The organism is Janthinobacterium sp. GW460-12-1-14-LB5, assembly GCF_059423585.1.
Genome location: NZ_JBWKYD010000018.1, coordinates 103490 through 120294, shown reverse-complemented (window position 1 = coordinate 120294; position 16805 = coordinate 103490). Strand labels below are relative to the sequence as shown.

The 16805-nt window shown below is 64.0% G+C and carries 12 protein-coding genes and 1 tRNA gene; 6 read left to right on the top strand and 7 right to left on the bottom strand.

Annotated features, from left to right (window positions below):
* The first annotated feature begins 15 nt into the window (after positions 1–15).
* From AC07X6_RS19325 to AC07X6_RS19305, 5 genes are all read left to right on the top strand, one after another.
* Positions 16–1158, top strand: a complete 1143-nt coding sequence (locus AC07X6_RS19325) for a GGDEF domain-containing protein (protein WP_494792047.1) — start codon at positions 16–18, stop codon at positions 1156–1158.
* A gap of 29 nt (positions 1159–1187) precedes the next feature.
* Entirely contained in the window at positions 1188–1868 is a 681-nt protein-coding gene (locus AC07X6_RS19320) for a Crp/Fnr family transcriptional regulator (RefSeq protein WP_494792046.1), read from the top strand.
* 64 nt (positions 1869–1932) lie between these two features.
* Positions 1933–4644, top strand: a complete 2712-nt coding sequence (locus AC07X6_RS19315) for a bifunctional diguanylate cyclase/phosphodiesterase (RefSeq protein WP_494792045.1) — start codon at positions 1933–1935, stop codon at positions 4642–4644.
* Between the two features lie 79 nt (positions 4645–4723).
* Complete coding sequence (locus AC07X6_RS19310) at positions 4724–4999, top strand: hypothetical protein (RefSeq protein ID WP_494792044.1); 276 nt, start codon at positions 4724–4726, stop codon at positions 4997–4999.
* The gene (locus AC07X6_RS19305; RefSeq protein WP_474292609.1) at positions 4996–6801 is read left to right on the top strand and encodes a methyl-accepting chemotaxis protein; all 1806 of its coding nucleotides are present in this window, start codon (positions 4996–4998) and stop codon (positions 6799–6801) included. Before AC07X6_RS19310 ends, AC07X6_RS19305 begins: the two co-directional genes overlap by 4 nt.
* 83 nt (positions 6802–6884) lie before the next feature.
* Here the strand turns inward: AC07X6_RS19305 and AC07X6_RS19300 are convergent.
* The 3 genes from AC07X6_RS19300 to pepN all read right to left on the bottom strand — a co-directional run bounded on the left by AC07X6_RS19300 (position 6885) and on the right by pepN (position 10766).
* A tRNA-Thr gene (locus AC07X6_RS19300) sits at positions 6885–6960 on the bottom strand.
* Positions 6961–7075: 115 nt separating this feature from the next.
* Positions 7076–8077: a class 1 fructose-bisphosphatase gene (locus AC07X6_RS19295; protein ID WP_034747152.1), complete on the bottom strand. Its 1002-nt coding sequence runs from the start codon at positions 8075–8077 to the stop codon at positions 7076–7078.
* Positions 8078–8111: 34 nt separating this feature from the next.
* A complete protein-coding gene (gene pepN / locus AC07X6_RS19290; RefSeq protein WP_494792043.1) occupies positions 8112–10766 on the bottom strand; it encodes an aminopeptidase N in 2655 nt (884 codons plus the stop codon).
* Between the two features lie 198 nt (positions 10767–10964).
* Here pepN and AC07X6_RS19285 point away from each other — a divergent pair, with 198 nt between their 5' ends.
* Positions 10965–11594, top strand: coding sequence for a DUF4136 domain-containing protein (locus AC07X6_RS19285; RefSeq protein ID WP_474292611.1), 630 nt, complete (start codon positions 10965–10967; stop codon positions 11592–11594).
* A 183-nt stretch (positions 11595–11777) separates the two neighbouring features.
* Here AC07X6_RS19285 and AC07X6_RS19280 read toward each other — a convergent pair whose 3' ends face one another.
* The 4 genes from AC07X6_RS19280 to AC07X6_RS19265 all read right to left on the bottom strand — a co-directional run bounded on the left by AC07X6_RS19280 (position 11778) and on the right by AC07X6_RS19265 (position 16731).
* Complete coding sequence (locus AC07X6_RS19280; RefSeq protein WP_494792042.1) at positions 11778–12767, bottom strand: quinone oxidoreductase family protein; 990 nt, start codon at positions 12765–12767, stop codon at positions 11778–11780.
* Between the two features lie 23 nt (positions 12768–12790).
* Positions 12791–13180 carry a methylglyoxal synthase gene (locus AC07X6_RS19275; protein ID WP_230539855.1) on the bottom strand — a complete coding sequence of 130 codons (390 nt, stop codon included), beginning with the start codon at positions 13178–13180 and terminating at the stop codon, positions 12791–12793.
* A gap of 29 nt (positions 13181–13209) precedes the next feature.
* On the bottom strand, positions 13210–14130 hold the full coding sequence (locus AC07X6_RS19270) for a DMT family transporter (protein ID WP_230539856.1): 921 nt from the start codon (positions 14128–14130) through the stop codon (positions 13210–13212).
* A gap of 117 nt (positions 14131–14247) precedes the next feature.
* The gene (locus AC07X6_RS19265; RefSeq protein ID WP_494792041.1) at positions 14248–16731 is read right to left on the bottom strand and encodes an alkaline phosphatase D family protein; all 2484 of its coding nucleotides are present in this window, start codon (positions 16729–16731) and stop codon (positions 14248–14250) included.
* Positions 16732–16805: the final 74 nt, after the last annotated feature.

The following is a 16805-nucleotide window of genomic DNA, read 5'->3' as shown; positions in this document are numbered from 1 at the left end:
GTTCCTGAAAGAAACATGTCAAAAAAGACCACCATTCAAACGCGCCCGGCCGGTGCCGTCCAGCGGCCGCCGGCCGCCGCTGCGCCGCCATCACCGGACGCGGCGAAGATGGAGCATCCTCCTGCCGCCCGGCCGCTGCCCGGCCTGCTCAAGAAGCTGGGCACCATGACAGCCATCCGTGACATGCAACTGGTCGAGAAGAGCTTGCTGCGCACGCTCGGGCCGATGCTGGGCGTGCTGCAGACATCGCTCTACCGCACCGACGAAAACCGCGACGTCGTGCGCGTGCTGCGCCATTCGCGCAGCAGCGGCCCGACCACCGACGGCACCGAACGCATCACCGAGCAGGTCGAAGAGGTGCGCAGCGGCGCCCATGTGCCGCCGCACGTGGCGCAATTGCTGGCCGACATGCGCCTGTTGGGCCGTTCCTGCAGCCGGGCGCTGGAGTCGCACCTGATGATCGGCTACCCCTTACATGGAGGCAACGAACTGTGCGGCTATCTGATCTTCGAGCGCAGCCACGCCGTCACCCCGGTCGAGGACGCCGTCATCCACGGCGTGCTGGAAGTGTTTTCCAACTATTACGCCTTGCTCGACACGAGCCAGCGCGACCGCCTGACGGGCTTGCGCAACCGCCATTCGCTGGAACTGAACCTGGAACGCCTGTGGGATGAACTGGCGGCGCAATCGGGCGACGCCGCCGAGGTGCCCGAAACCTATTGGTTGGGCTTGCTTGACATCGACCACTTCAAGCGCATCAACGACAACTACGGCCACATGATCGGCGACGAAGTACTGTTGCTGGTGGCGCGCCTGCTCGACGGCGCATTCCGCAGCAGCGACCTGCTGTACCGCTACGGCGGCGAGGAATTCATCGCCGTCATCGCCGCCAGCGACCTGGAGCAGGCCACGCTGGCATTCGAGCGGGCACGCCTGACGATTGCGCAATTCAACTTTCCGCGCGTGGGTGCCGTGACGATCAGTGGCGGCTTTTGCCTGGCCAGTTCCGCGGTCCTGGCCAACGCCATCGTCAGCCGCGCCGACCAGACCCTGTACGAAGCCAAGCGCGCCGGACGCAACCGGATACTCCACTACGGCAGCCTGGTCGACGCCGGCATCCTCACGGAAGTCGAAGCCGGCACCATCGAGCTCTTTTGAGCCCGTTCCCCCGTTCTCATGGAGACACAATGAATAATTCTCAGCAAGCCTTCCTGGCGCAGCGCAAGCGCTTCGAGGCGGACATGCTTGCCCGCTACGACATCGATGCCGCCACCTACGCCGCCGTCAGCATGCTGCTGGCGCCGCTCGCCGTCGCCGTCTCGCTGGACAAGGGCGACTATCTGCAGCGCGCCGGCTCGCCGGCCAGGCACGTGTACTGGATTACCTCCGGCATCGTCTGCTGCGGCGTCAACACGCCTTCCGGCGACGATATTACGGCGGCCTTTTCCACCGAAGGCCACAATGCCACGCCCTACCACGACCTGCTGCAGGGCGCCAGCGGCTTGCCCGCGCTGCACTCGCTGACGGCCGAAACGGCGGTGGAAGCCTTTCGCCTCGATTGGGACAAGGTCGTCACCCTGCGCGCCAGCCACAGCGTGCTCGACGCTTATCACCTCAAGGTGATCGAATACATGCTCAAGCAGCAGTCGCGGCGCAGCCATGCCCAGTACGGCGCGTCGGCGCAAACCCGGCTTGCCTCGTTCCTGCGCGACTACCCCGGACTCGAGAGGCGCATCTCGCAAAAGACGCTGTCCTCGTATCTGGAGATCACGCTGCAATACCTGTCCCAGCTCTTGAACAAGGGCAGGCGCAAGGATGAACCCAGGCAAGACAGTCCCATCCGGCCCATGGCCAGGCTGATGGCATGACGCGCGCCGGCGCGCCAGCGCGACCGCGCTGAACCGCCGCCCGGGCTCCACGGAGACGACAAGGATGAACGCAAACAAATGGCGCAGTTGGACCGGTTCGCCTTACATGCGCAAGGTACTGAAGGTTTCCTTCAGCAACATTGCGTTTTATGCGCTGGCGGCCCTGACCCTGTTCCACAGCGCACGGCACTACGAAGAACAGGCCGCCCTCGCCACGCAAAACCTCGCCTACGCGCTCGAAACGAGCGTCGCCGAGGTCTTCGGCAAGGTCGACCTCGTCCTGCTCGGCATCCAGAGCGAGGCGCAACAGCAGCTCGCCGCGCACGGCATCGACGCCGCGACACTGCATGCCAGCATGCTGCAGCAGCGCGCGCAGATCCATGAAGTCGAAACGGTCGGCGTGGCCGACGCCAGCGGTGCCATCCTGTACGGCCCGCAGGCGCCGGCCGGGCAGCCGCCGCTGCGCCTGCGCGACGATATCCTGCGCGCCGCGCGCGACCCGCAGTCGCAGCTGATCATCGCCGCGCCGGGCAGCAGCAGCGCCAGCGGCAAGCGCGTAGTGCTGATGGCGCGGCGCCTGAGCCACAGCGATGGCAGTTTCGCCGGCGTCGTCTACGCGGAGCTGCCGCTGGACTACCTGGCACGCCTGATCGCCGCCTTCGACGTCGGCCGCCACGGCATCATTTCCCTGCGCAGCGCCGACATGGCGCTGGTGGCGCGCTTTCCCGAACAGGCGTGGAATCGGCTGGTCATCGGCAGCCGCACGGTTTCGCCGGCCACGCGCGCCCACATCGCGGCGGCGCCGGCGGCAGGCAGCTACCGCACCGTGGTCGCGCTGGACGGCATCGCGCGGCGCATGGCCTACCGCAAGAGTCCGCGCCAGCCCTTCTACATCTTCGTCGGCCTGGCCACGCAGGACTATCTGCAGCCCTGGTGGCAGCAGCTGGCGGTGCTGTCGCTGCTGGCCGCCGCCTTCACCGCCTCGACCATCATCCAGGGACGCAAGGCTTACCGCCGGCGCAAGGCCGAACTGGCGGCGATGGCCGAGCTGCGCGGCAACCGGGAAGAGCTGCAGCACTCCGAATTGAAATTGCGCACCTTGTACAACTCGATCAGCGACGCCGTCTGGCTGGTCGACGCACGCGGCCTGCTCGACTGCAACCGCGCCACTCTGGACGTCTTCGGCTGCGGCAGCAAGCCCGCCTTCCTGGCCAACAGTCCCGGCGACCTGTCGCCCACGCAGCAGCCATGTGGCAGCGGCTCGGTGGCCCTGTTCGAATCGCAGATCGCGGTGGCGCTGGCGCAGCGCGTCGTGCGCTACGACTGGGTCTACCGCCGCCTCGACACGGGCCGCGACTTCCACGCCGAAGTGCTGCTGAGCGCGATAGAACTGGAAGGCGCGCCGGTCGTCCAGGCCGTCGTGCGCGATATCAGCGAGCGCAAGCTGGCCGAAGAACGCATCCGCCACCTGGCTTACTATGACGGCCTGACCGATTTGCCGAACCGGCGCATGATGATGGAGCGCCTGGGCCAGGCCGTGGCCGTCAATCAGCAGGCCTACGGCGCCATGCTCGTCATCAACCTCGACAGTTTCAGGAGCCTCAATGACATCGAGGGGCGCGCCGCCGGCGACCGCCTGCTGTGCGAGGTGGCGCAGCGTCTGCGCGACTGCGCCACCCCGGCCGATACGGTTGCGCGCGTGGGCGCCGATGAATTCATCATCCTGCTGGCCAATCTCGCGTGCGACGAAGCGGACGCTGCCGCACAGGCCGGTGCCGTGGCGCAGCGCATCCGTGGCGAACTGTGCCACCCTTACCAGTTCTGCGCCGACGCCCAGTTCTGCCATGCCACGGCCGGCATCGGCATCACGCTGTACCGCGGCCAGCGCCTGTCCATCGACGACATCCTGCGCCAGGGCGAAGCGGCGCTGGCGCACGCCAAGCAGGGAGGACGCAATGGCATCTGCTTTTTCAACACGGCGATGCTGGCGGAGATCGAATCGCGCGCGCTGCTCGAGGCGGCGCTCGGCAAGGGCCTGCACCGCGATGAATTCCAGCTGTATTACCAGCCCCAGGTGGACCTGGCCGGCCGCCTGGTCGGGGCCGAAGCGCTGCTGCGCTGGCTGCCGCCGGACCGGCCGTCGGTGTCGCCAGCCCAATTCATTCCGCTGGCCGAGGAAAGCGGCCTGATCGTGCCGCTGGGCCTGTGGGTGCTGCATACGGCCTGCGCCCAATTGCAAGCCTGGGCCGGCGCGCCGGACAGCGCGCAACTGACCCTGTCCATCAACGTCAGCGCACGCCAGTTCCGCCGCCGCGACTTCGTCGAGCAGGTGCGCGAGGCGCTGCAGCAGTACCAGGTGCGGCCGGCGCTGCTGAAGCTGGAACTGACCGAGAGCGTGCTGCTCGACAGTGTCGACGACGTCATCGAACGCATGCACGACATCCGCGCGCTCGGCGTCAGGATGTCGATGGACGACTTCGGCACCGGCTTTTCCTCGCTGTCCTACTTGCGCCGCCTGCCCCTGGACCAGTTGAAAATCGACCAATCCTTCGTGCACGACGTCACCGCCAACGCCAGCGACGCCGCCATCGTCCACGCCATCATCGTCATGAGCCAGTCGCTCGGCCTGCACGTGATCGCCGAAGGCGTCGAGACCGAACCGCAGTACCGCTTCCTCGCGGAAAAAGGCTGCCATGCCTTCCAGGGCTATCTGTTCGGCAAACCAGTGCCCATCGCCCAGTGGCCCGCGCGGCAATTGATTCCCAACTTCAACTAGTTGATTTTTACCACGCCCAATTCTATTTAGACTGGGCAATACCACAGCGCCATGCGCGCCATCGTTACAGGAGAATGCATTGACAGACCATACGCAGAAGGCCATGCCAGGCCCGCCCACCGACCTCGAGGCGACGATCAGCCATCTGCTGCGCTTGCGCGACACGCTGGTCACCGCCGCGCAGACCCTGCGCGACATGCACTTTGAACAGAATACGCCGGCGCGCCGCGCCGCGCTGGAAGACACCAGCATGCTACTGGACAAACTGTCGCGCATGTATGGCGCGCCACCCGTTCAACAACAACAACAACAACAACAACAACAACAACAACAACAACAAGGAAGAAAACCATGAAATCGTCCAGCATCAAGTTCATGTTCGCCACGGCCCTGGCCGTCGTCGGCCTCGTCATTGCCCTGGTGGGTTTCGGCATCTACCGCGTCAGCCTGGCATCGGCGGCCGTCAGCGCCGCCCACGATTCGCGCTATGCCTCCTACCTGCTGGCGGACGAAATGCGTCAAAGTTCCGACGACCTGACCCGCCTGGCGCGTACCTATGTCGTGTCGGGCGAGCCGAAATGGGAACAGCAATACCTGGAAATTCTCGCTATCCGCAGCGGCAAGAAGGCGCGCCCCGCGCAGTACGAAAAAATCTACTGGGACTTCCGCGCCGCGGACATCGACCCGGGCAAGGGCTCGGACAAGGCCATCGCGCTGACGAGCCTGATGAAGGCGGCCGGCTTCAGTGAGGCCGAATTCGCCAAGCTCAAGGAAGCGGAAGTCAATTCCAACGAGCTGGTACGCACTGAAACGGTGGCCATGAACATGGTCAAGGGCCTGTACGCGGACCAGAGCGGCGCCTTCACGCGCCAGGATGCCCCCGACCTGGCCAAGGCGCGCAGCATGATGCACGACGCGGCCTACCATGCAGCCAAGGCCCGCATCATGCGCCCGGTCGACGAGTTCCTCGGCATGCTGGACCGCCGCACGAGCCAGGCCATTGAAGAAGCGGAGCAGGCCAAGCACTTCTGGTTCGGCGCGCTGAGCGCCGTCGCCGTGCTGCTGATCGCCACGCTGGCGGCGGCCCTCTGGTATGTGTATCGCCAGATCGCCGTTTCGCTCGACCACGCGGTACGCCTGTCCGACGTGATGGCTTCGGGCGACCTGTCGGCCGACATCCGGCGCCAGGGGCCGGCCGAAGTGGCCCGGCTGCTGGGGGCACTGGCCAGCATGCGCGACAGCCTGACTGCCGTGGTCGCGACGGTGCGCCACAACTCGGAAAGCGTGGCGCTGGGCAGCGCCGAAATCGCCGCTGGCAACCAGGACCTAAGCGCCCGCACCGAAAGCCAGGCCAGTGCACTCGAGCAGACCGCCGCCTCGATGGAAGAACTCAGCTCCACCGTCAACCAGAATGCCGATAACGCGCGCCAGGCCAACACCCTGGCGCAGCAGGCATCGCAGGTGGCACTGGCCGGCGGCGCCGTGGTCGCCCAGGTAGTAGAGACCATGCGCGGCATCCACGCCGCCAGCAAGCGCATCGCCGACATCATCAACGTCATCGACGGCATCGCCTTCCAGACGAATATCCTGGCGCTCAATGCGGCAGTGGAAGCAGCACGCGCCGGCGAGCAGGGACGCGGCTTTGCCGTCGTCGCTACGGAGGTACGCAGCCTGGCCGGACGCAGCGCCGAAGCGGCCAAGGAAATCAAGTTGCTGATCAACGACAGCGTGGCCCGCGTCGAACAGGGCACGACCCTGGTCGACCAGGCCGGCAGCACCATGACGCGGGTCGTCGACAGCATCACCCGCGTCACCGACATCATGGCCGAAATCAGCTCGGCCAGCGTCGAGCAGAGCGCCGGCGTTGCACAGATCGGCGAGGCGGTGACGCAGATGGATGAAGTGACGCAGCAGAACGCAGCCCTGGTGGAACAGATGGCGGCGGCAGCCATCAGCCTGAAGCAGCAGGCCGGGGAACTGGTGCAGGCCGTCAGCGTGTTCCGCCTGGCGGCGCCCGCTGCTGCCTCCACGCCGCAAACGAACGCCGTCCCTGCCCGGCGCCCCGGCACCACGCCCGGGACGCAGGTGGCGCGTATCAGCAGCGCCAGGCCGGCCACGCGCCGCAAGACCACGGAGCCTGACTGGGAAGAGTTTTAAGCGGCGGCAGCGATGAAGTGCCGATGGCCGGCAAACAAAAAACCCGCTGACCTTTGCAGGTAAGCGGGTTTTCTGATGAAACTTGGTGCCGTTGGCCGGAATCGAACTGGCGACCTTCACATTACGAATGTGCTGCTCTACCAACTGAGCTACAACGGCGAAGACCCACATTCTACAAACAATGCACAAAATTTGCTAGTGTCAACGCGAACTTTTTTCATTTTTTTTAGCGGCCCGGCTGCGGGCCGCTGAAAATCGCGGAAAAGTGCGGCTTTTACTCGGCGTGATACGCCGTCACGCGGGCCACTTCGTCCTTCGAGCCGAGGAAGACGGGCACGCGCTGGTGCAGCTTGTGCGGAGCGATGTCCATGATGCGCTGCTGGCCGTCGGTGGCCGCGCCGCCGGCTTGCTCGACGATGAAGGCCATCGGGTTCGCTTCGTACATCAGGCGCAGCTTGCCGGGCATCGAGGTGTCGCGCAGGTCGGCCGGGTACATGAAGATGCCGCCGCGGTTCAGGATGCGGTGCACGTCGGCCACCATCGAGGCGATCCAGCGCATGTTGAAATTGGTGCCGCGCGGGCCCGTGTCGCCGGCCAGCAGTTCATCGACATAGCGCTTCACGGGCGGATGCCAGTGGCGTGCGTTCGACATATTGATGGCAAATTCCTTCGTCGTCGGCGGAATCTGCATATTGCTTTGCGTGAGCACCCACGAACCCATTTCGCGGTCCAGGGTGAAGCAGTTCACGCCATTGCCGAAAGTCAGCACCAGCATGGTTTGCGGGCCGTACACGGCGTAGCCGGCCGCCACTTGCTTGCTACCTGCCTGCATGAAGTCCTGCTCGGTCGGCTGGCCCATGCCGTCCGGCGCCTTCAGCACCGAGAAGATGGTGCCGATCGAGACGTTGACGTCGATGTTCGACGAGCCATCCAATGGGTCGAACAGCAGCATGTATTCGCCCTTCGGATAGCGGTTCGGGATCGGATGGATCGATTCCATCTCTTCCGACGCCATGGCCGCCAGGTGGCCGCCCCATTCGTTCGCTTCCAGCAGGATCTCGTTGGAGATGATGTCGAGTTTTTTCTGTACTTCGCCCTGCACGTTTTCCGTGTCGGCCGTGCCCAGCACTTCACCGAGGGCGCCCTTGCCGACGGCGTGGCTGATGGTTTTGCAGGCGCGCGCGACGACTTCGATCAGCAGGCGCAGTTCGGCCGGAATGCTGTTGTTCGAGCGCTGCTCTTCAACCAGGTATTGCGTAAGACTGATGCGTTTCATGAAATCCCTTTTATTTTAATGAGTTATTGCAGTGTTAATTGGCCAATGCCTTGCTGACGACTTCCATCACGTCATTCGACAGGCTGGCCTGGCCGGCGACTTTTTCCAGCGCGTCGCGCATGTGGCTTTGCAGCGCCGGCACGTAACGGCGCCAGCGGTCCATGGAGCGCGCCAGGCGCGCGGCCACCTGCGGGTTCAGGGCGTCGAGCGCAATCACCTGCTCGGCCCAGAAGGCGTAGCCGCTGCCGTCAGCCGCATGGAACTGCGATGGATTGCCGTTGGTGAAATTGAAGATCAGGCTGCGCGCGCGGTTCGGATTTTTCAAGGTGAAGGCCGGATGCGTCATCAGTTGGCGCACGGCTTGCACGTCGGTCGTCGGCGCGGCCGCCTGCATGGCGAACCACTTGTCGACCACCAGCGCCTCGTTCTCGAAGTCGGCATAGAAACTGCTCAAGGCAGCCTGCGCGTGCGGCTGCGAGCCGGAATGAATCAGCGCCGCCAGCGCCGCGGCGCGGTCCGTCATGTTGCCGGCATTATCGAACTGCAGCCGCGCCAGGTCCAGCTCCGCCGCTTCGGGCGCGATCAGCAAATACGACAGGGCCAGGTTTTTCAAGCCGCGCTTGCCGGCCGACAGGGCGTCCGGGCTGTATTCGCCCGGCGTCTGGTTGGCGTGGTACTGCGCCAGCAATTCAGGTTTCAGGGCTGCAGCGATGGTAGTGCGCATGAACTGGCGCGCCGCATGGATCGCCTGCGGGTCGACTTGCGCCATGCGCTCGGCGATGATGGTTTCCGACGGCAGGATCAGGGCCAGCTCGCGGAAGGCAGGATCGAGCGTCTCATCGGCCAGCAGGGCGCGCTGCGCTGCGATGAAGGTGTCGTCCAGCGCCAGGGCCTCGCCGGTGGCGACGGCGGCGGTCAGTTTCAGCAGGCGCTCCATGGCCAGGCGCTGGCCCGCTTCCCAGCGGTTGACGGGATCGCTGTCGTGGCGGAACAGGTGCAGCAGCTGTTCATCGGTGTAATCGTATTCCAGCACCACGGGCGCGGAAAAGTCGCGCAGCAGCGATGGCACTGGCGCTTCTGCCACGTTATTGAAGCGGAAAGTCTGCGACGCCTGCGTCAATTCCAGCACGACGCTGGTGGCGCCGTCCGACGCCACGCCATCCACGTGCAGCGGCAGGTCGCGGCCATCGGCAGCCAGCAAGCCGACGGTGACGGGAATGTGGAACGGCAGTTTTTTCGGCTGGCCCGGCGTTGCAGGACAGCTTTGCGCCAGGGTCAGCTCGAACGTCCGGCTGGCGGCGTCGTAGCGCGTAGAAGCGGTGACGACGGGCGTGCCGGCCTGGCTGTACCAGCGCTCGAACTGGGTGAAGTCGCGGCCATTCGCGTCCGCCATGGCGGCGCGGAAGTCGTCGCACTGGACGGCCTGGCCATCGTGGCGTTCAAAATACAGGTCCATGCCCTTGCGGAAACCGTCGCGGCCCACCAGGGTCTGGTACATGCGCACCACTTCGGCGCCCTTTTCGTAGATGGTGACCGTATAAAAGTTATTGATCTCCACAAAAGAGTCGGGACGCACGGGATGCGCCATCGGGCCTGCGTCTTCCGGGAACTGCGCCTGGCGCAAGGTGCGCACCTGGTCGATGCGCGTGACGGCGCGGCCCGTGTCCGTGCCGATCATGTCGGCCGAGAATTCCTGGTCGCGGAACACGGTCAAGCCTTCCTTCAGCGACAGCTGGAACCAGTCGCGGCACGTGACCCTGTTGCCGGTCCAGTTATGGAAGTATTCGTGGCCCACCACCGCTTCGATGCCCGCGTAATCGACGTCCGTTGCCACGCGCGGATTGGCCAGCACGTACTTGGTATTGAAGATGTTCAGGCCCTTGTTTTCCATGGCGCCCATATTAAAATCGCCCACGGCGACGATCATGAAGCGGTCCAGGTCCAGTTCCAGGCCGAAGCGCTCCTCGTCCCAGCGGATGGAGTTTTTCAGCGACTGCATGGCGTAGTCGGTCTTATCGAGGTTGCCCTCTTCCACCCACACCTGCAGCAGCACTTCGCGGCCCGACTTCAAGGTGTAGCGCTCTTCCTGGCACACCAGGCGCGCCGCCACCAGGGCGAACAGGTAGGACGGCTTCTTGAACGGGTCTTCCCACTTGGCGTAATGGCGGCCGTCGCCCAGGTCGCCCTCTTCGATCAGGTTGCCGTTCGATAGCAGCACCGGATAGTGTTCCTTGTCGGCGCGCAGCATGACCGTATATTTGGCCATCACGTCCGGACGATCCGGGAAGAAGGTGATGCGGCGGAAGCCCTCCGCTTCGCACTGCGTGAAGAAATTATGGTTCGACACGTACAGGCCGGACAGCGAGGTATTGTCCTGCGGCGCCAGCACGGTCTCGATATCGAGCAGCACCTCGTCCGGCGCCTTGGGGATGGTCAGCATGCCGGCCGTCAGCTTGTATTGCGACGGTTTCAGCTGCTTGCCATTCAGGCGCACCAGCACCAGCTCGATGTGTTCGCCGTGCAATTCGATGCTGCGGCTGGAGCTGGCCGGGTTGTGGCGCATGCGGATCCGGCTCGCCACCACTGTGCGGGCGGGATCGAGATCGAAACCAAGTTCGACGCTGTCGACCAGGAAGCTGGGCGGCGTGTAATCTTTGCGGTAAATCGTCTGAGGGCTGTCTGTGCGCATAGGGATTTGGGTGGGAGCGGAGGCAAAAGCCTATTTTACCAACACCAGCCCCCGATCGTCGCGATTCAGCGCAGGAATGTTGGATTCCCTTACACGGCGACATACCAGGTAACATTCTGTAATAATGAATGGAAACAAATAGAACTATTCTTATAATACTAAGCGATGAATTGCGTCTACTAATCAGGAGGTCATGCAATGAAACGATATCTCACCATCATGATGGCCGCATTGACCGTGTTGCTCACCGGATGTGCCACCACCATACGCAGCGATGTGACCGTTTTCCATGAGTGGCCTGCGCAATTGCAGGACAAATCGTACGTCTTCGAAGCGCCAGCGGCGGAAAACGACACGCTGGAATACCGCAGCTACCAGAACCTGGTGCGCGCGGAACTGGCCAAACACGGCTTCGGCGAAGCATCCGGCCCTGCGGCAGCCAATTTGCGCGTGGCGATGCATTTTTCCACCGTCGACTATCCTGAGCGCGTGCTGCAAGCCACCGACCCATTCTGGTATGGCCCCGGCTACTGGCCTGGCCGCTATGGCTACCGCTACGGCGCATGGCCAGGCTATGGCCGCTTCGGCTACAACCCCTATTGGTATGGTCCGATGGATGTCGAGGAAAGCGTGCGCCACAAATACGAACGCGAATTGCGCGTGACGATCAATGACCGCAACGGCAAGAAACTGTACGACGTGACCGTGCAATCGACCAGCAACAAGCGCGCCACGCCGCAAGTGATGCCGGCCATGGTGGCGAGCGCCTTTGCCGACTTCCCCGGCCAGAGCGGCGTGCCCCGCAAGGTCGAAGTGAAAATAGAATAATTTCGTGGCAAGACAAAAAAGCCGGCTGGTGCAGCGATGCGCCAGCCGGTTTTTTTATGCCTGCGTTCTATGCCTATGAGTAATACGCCTCGGCCGCAAAGGTCAGCGCGCCGATCAGGGCCACGGCCAACACCAGCACGATCAGCAGGCGGCCGAATTTCGGCGTGCCGTCATGTGGGCCGCTCATGGCACGATGATGGTCGAGCCGGTCGTCTTGCGCCCTTCCAGGTCCGCGTGCGCCTGGGCGATATGGGCCAGATTGTAGCGCTGGTTGATCTCGATTTTGACTTCGCCGCTGCTGACGACGCCGAACAGCGAGGCAGCCATCTCTTCCAGGTTGGCGCGGTTCGAGGCATAGCTGAACAGGGCCGGGCGCGTGATGAAGAGCGAACCGCGCGACGCCAGCTCGCTGAGGGTGAAGGCCGGCACGGGACCGGAGGCGTTGCCGAAGCTGACCATCATGCCCAGCGGCGCCAGGCAGTCGAGCGAGCCCGTAAACGTATCCTTGCCGATGGAATCGTAGACCACGGAAACGCCCTTGCCGCCCGTGATCTCGCGCACGCGCTCGACAAAGTTTTCCGTGTTGTAGTTGATGACGTGGGCCGCGCCATGCGCCTTGGCCAGCGCCGCCTTTTCATCGGAACCGGCCGTGCCGATCAGGTTCACGCCCAGCACCTTGGCCCACTGGCAGGCGATCAGGCCCACGCCGCCCGCGGCCGCGTGGAACAGGATGGTGTCGCCCGCCTTCAGCGCCACCGTGCGGTGGAACAGGTATTGCACCGTCAAGCCTTGCAGCATCATGGCGGCGGCCGTATCGAAACCGATGCGCTCGGGCAGCACCAGCAGCAGGGCCGCCGGCAGGTTGCGCTGCTGCGCATACGCGCCATTGATGCGCGCCGCGTAGGCCACCCGGTCGCCGACCTTCACGTCCGTGACGCCCTCGCCCACCGCCTCGACGATGCCCGCGCCCTCGACGCCCAAGCCATTCGGCAACGGTTGCGGATACAAGCCGGTGCGGAAATACACGTCGATGAAATTGAGGCCGATGGCCTCGTGTTTCACGCGCGCCTCGCCGGGCCCCGGCGGCGGCAGTTCCACATCCACATATTCCATCACATCCGGGCCGCCCACGCGCTGTACGCGGATGGCTTTGGTGGTAATCGTTGCGCTCATGCTTATCTCCTTGTCTGGGTAAATCAGGCGGCAGCAACGGCCCGCGCCTGCAGCTGCGACAGCACCAGGTGCGCCGACGACAGATTCGTTGCGCACGCCACGTTGTGCACGTCGCAGGCGCGCACCAGGGCATTGATGTCCGGCTCGTGCGGCTGCGGCGTCATCGGGTCGCGCAGGAAGATCACGCAATCGATCAAGCCTTCCACCAGCAGCGAGCCAATCTGCAAGTCGCCGCCGAACGGACCGGAATGCTTGCGCTCGACCGCCAGGCCCAGCTCGTTGATCAGGCGGCCGCCCGTGGTGCCCGTGGCCGACAGTTCACAGCCCTTGAGAAAATCCAGGTATTCGCCCGCCAGGGTAATCATGTCATCTTTTTTCTTGTCGTGGGCAATCAGGGCGATGCGTGTTTTCATGGTGAGGACATTTTCAGTGGGTGGAGGAATTATTTCTTTTTCGACAGCAAGTAAATACCGGCCAATACCAGGCTGGTGCCAGCCAGTTGCCAATTGGTGATCGGTTCATCGAGGATCATGGCGCCCAGGAACAGGGTCGACACGGGGCCGATCATGCCGGCCTGCGAGGCGACGGGCGCGCCGATGCGCTCGACGGCGATCATCGTCATGAAGACGGGCATCACGGTGCAAAAGATGCCATTGAGCAAGGACAAGCCATACACGGGCATGGGCTGGATCAGCAATTCGACGGGACGCAAAATAAAAAATTGAGCGATGCAGGCAAAACTGGCCACGCACATCGCATAGCTGACCAGGCGCATCGAGCCGATGCGTTTCACCAGCTCACCGGAACCGAGCAGATACACGGCATACGAACAGGCCGAGCCCAGCACCAGGGTGGAACCGAGCGCCACATTGCTGGCGCCGCCCTGCAAGTCGTGCACGAACACCAGCACGATGCCGCAATACGAGGTGAACAGGGCCATCCATTGCAGGCGGCTGATGCGCTGCTTGAAGTACACAGTGGTAATCAGCAGCACGAAAGTGGGCGTGAGGAACAGGATCAGCCGTTCCAGACCCACGGAAATGTATTGCAGGCCAAGGAAGTCCAGATAGCTGGACAGGTAATAGCCGACCAGGCCCAGCCCGACCAGGCGCCAGCGGTCGCTGGTCGACAGCGGCGGCTCCGTGCGCATCTTCCACCAGGCGATGACGGCGAACACGGGCAGCGAAAAGATCATCCGGAAGGCGATCAGGGTGACGGCGTCGATCTGGTAGCGGTACAGCAGCTTGGCGACGATGGCCTTGGTGGAAAACAATACCGCCCCGCCTACGGCGATGGCCAGGCCACCGAGGTAGACGGAACGGGGAATAGATGGAGGGGTTGCTTGCGGGGAACTGGAGCTCATGCCCAGATTGTAATGGCAAAAGCGAAAGCAAGCTGATAACCCCAACGGCAAATACCGGGGTCGAACCCTGAGGATCCGACCCCAGCCTTCTTTGGGGTTGACGTTTAAGAAATAAGTTTAAGAAATGACCACCGCCGCCGCACCCGCCGTCACCGTCGCCGTCGTCACCCGCGCAATCACGTTCGCCGGCGCCGCCGTGCCGACCAGTTTATTCACCTGCTTGAACTGCGCCACCAGCTTGCCCGGCGTCAAGGTCACCACCGTGTAGCCCTGCGCATCCGTGTTCAGGTGCTTGATCCACGGGTTGTTACCCAGGCCGGATAATTGCTGCGCCAGGCCCAGCAGGGTCGCATTGAAGTCAGTGCTCGCTTTCAAGCCCGCCTGCATGGCAGCGACCGTCGCGTCCAGCTGGGCTTCCGGCACGCCCTTGGCGGCCAGGGCGCCGCGCAGTTGCACGCGCAATTGCTCCAGCAGGCTGTCGACGGTGGGAGCGGCCTTGCCCATGGTGTAGTCGAGCAGGTTGACGTCGAGATTGACGGTGCCCAGGCCCGTGACGGGAATGGCCAGCGGATAGCTGACGAGGGTGCCGATGTCGCCCATGGCGCCGGCGGCCGACTTCAGGTAGCTGAAGAAGGAATCGGAGCTGACCCCGGCCGAGACCAGGTCCACCATGACGGGCGTGCCGCCGCCGGCCGCGTCGAAGTCGTCGCTGACCGTGCCGGCAAAAAACGAGTGGATATCGCCGGTCAGCGCCACCACGTTGCCGATGGCATTGTTTTTCAGGTGCGCCATCAGATTCTTGCGCTCGCTGTTGTAGCCATCCCACTGGTCGCAATTGAGCAGGAAGCGCGTGAAAAATGGCGCCAGCGCCGTTTGCTGGCCGGAAGCGGCGACAAAGCTTGAGGCGGCGCCCTTGGCCTGCACATCCGGCTTGATCCAGCCGAAGGCGATCACTTGCGCAGCGGCCGCCGGCGAAGCGCTGTTGTAGGCAGCCACCGTGATGCCGGCCTGGGCCGTGCTCAAGCCGGCGCCCACGGCAGCGGCGCCCTGCGCGCCGGCATTGGCGGCCGCGCCGGCAATCGCCATGGCCGCCGCCTGTGCCACGGTCGTCGATGCACCCGCCGTCGAGGCGGCCACGATAGCGGAAGCCAATGGCACGCTGCCGCCCACCAACGGCAAGGTGCTGGCGATGCCCTTGCCCACGTTCGCCATGGCGCTCAGGGCCAGCAAGGTGGCAATCGCATCCGTGCCATTCAAGCCCATGCGCAGCAAGGACACTTCATTGCCCCACAGTTTCCAGGTGGACGTGGCCGCCTTCATCTTGCCCTTCCACCAGTCGCGCTGCGTGCTGCCCAGCATGCCGACGGCCGCCAGCGGGTCCGCGCCGGCTTTCGTGGCCGCCGCCATCTTCTGGCCTTCCACGCTGTCGAACAGCGCTTGCGGCACCAGGTAGCGGCTGCCGATGCTGCCCAGCGGCTTGCCCGTGGCCGGATTGATGGTCGATTCGGCGATTGCATGGTCGGCGCGGTACAGGCGCTCGTCCGTCATCACCAGCTGCATCAGTTTGCCGAACTGGAAATCGCGGTAGATCTGGATGTTCTGGAACGTTGTCGCGGCGCTATCGAACGTGACGTCGGCCGGCATGTATTCGAACCAGGCCTGGTTGGCGCTGCGGCGGCGGGCCGGCTGGTGCAAATCGCTGCCGTCGGCGGCCACAAGGCCTTCATAGGTGGAAGCGTCCTGCCAGGCGTCGTCCGTGAATTCATGGTCATCCCAGACGGCGATGAAGGCAAAGCGTTCGTGCACGGCTTGCAGACGTGCATCGGTGCGGTATTTCTTGTACAGGTAGCGGTAATCGGCCACGGTGGTCGCGTATTTCGCGCCGGACGTGCCGCTTTTATACGTGCCGTCCGGCAATTTCAGCTGGTCGTGGCGGCTTTCCACGGCGCCGCTCTGGAAGGCTTCGCCCACCGTTTCATAGATGTAATCGCCGAGGTGGACGATGAAATCGAGCGCTTCGTTGGCGGCGATGTGCGACAGCGCGCCCCAGTGGTTGATGCTCCAGTCCTGGCACGTCAGGTAGGCGAACTGCAGCTGCGACACGTCGCTGGTCGCGGCGGGCGCCGTCTTGAAGCGGCCCACGTTGGAGCGCACGTCGCCGGCGATGAACTGGTAAAAATACACCTGGCCCGGCTGCAAGCCCGTCACCTTGTGGCGCAGCGTGTTGTCGAAATCGGCTTTCAGGGGCAACTTGGCGTCGACGATGGGCGTGCCGGCCAGGGCCGTGTTGCCGCCCAGGGCGGACGTATTGTCGGCCGAACTGACGATCAGGCGCACGGCCACGTCCGACTTGCCGGCAACGGCGGGCGCGACGGCGTCGAAACTGGCGGGCACGACGCGCGTCCACAGCATGGCGCTGTCGGCGCGCGGATCGCCCGAAGCCACGCTTTGCGGGAATTTCCAGTCGCTGCCCGAGGCCAGCGGCACGCCAGGATCGCTGTAATCGGTGCTGCCGCAGGCGGCGAGGCCGACGGTGGCCACGGAGACGGTAATGAAGCCGCCCAATTTCAGAAATTGCCGCCTGTCCATTTGACTTGCCATGATGTCGCGCCCTCGATATGGTGAAAGCGCGTCACTTTAGCAACAGATTGTGTCATCCTGATGACGCGGCCATG

What these genes read in the sequence shown, in the direction of transcription:
- AC07X6_RS19270 (WP_230539856.1), bottom strand. Translation starts at nt 14,130, where the DNA reads ATGAGCTCCAGTTCCCCGCAAGCAACCCCTCCATCTATTCCCCGTTCC.
- pepN (WP_494792043.1), bottom strand. Translation starts at nt 10,766, where the DNA reads ATGCGCACAGACAGCCCTCAGACGATTTACCGCAAAGATTACACGCCG.
- AC07X6_RS19305 (WP_474292609.1), top strand. Translation starts at nt 4,996, where the DNA reads ATGAAATCGTCCAGCATCAAGTTCATGTTCGCCACGGCCCTGGCCGTC.
- AC07X6_RS19275 (WP_230539855.1), bottom strand. Translation starts at nt 13,180, where the DNA reads ATGAAAACACGCATCGCCCTGATTGCCCACGACAAGAAAAAAGATGAC.
- AC07X6_RS19320 (WP_494792046.1), top strand. Translation starts at nt 1,188, where the DNA reads ATGAATAATTCTCAGCAAGCCTTCCTGGCGCAGCGCAAGCGCTTCGAG.
- AC07X6_RS19285 (WP_474292611.1), top strand. Translation starts at nt 10,965, where the DNA reads ATGAAACGATATCTCACCATCATGATGGCCGCATTGACCGTGTTGCTC.
- AC07X6_RS19325 (WP_494792047.1), top strand. Translation starts at nt 16, where the DNA reads ATGTCAAAAAAGACCACCATTCAAACGCGCCCGGCCGGTGCCGTCCAG.
- AC07X6_RS19295 (WP_034747152.1), bottom strand. Translation starts at nt 8,077, where the DNA reads ATGAAACGCATCAGTCTTACGCAATACCTGGTTGAAGAGCAGCGCTCG.
- AC07X6_RS19280 (WP_494792042.1), bottom strand. Translation starts at nt 12,767, where the DNA reads ATGAGCGCAACGATTACCACCAAAGCCATCCGCGTACAGCGCGTGGGC.
- AC07X6_RS19315 (WP_494792045.1), top strand. Translation starts at nt 1,933, where the DNA reads ATGAACGCAAACAAATGGCGCAGTTGGACCGGTTCGCCTTACATGCGC.
- AC07X6_RS19265 (WP_494792041.1), bottom strand. Translation starts at nt 16,731, where the DNA reads ATGGCAAGTCAAATGGACAGGCGGCAATTTCTGAAATTGGGCGGCTTC.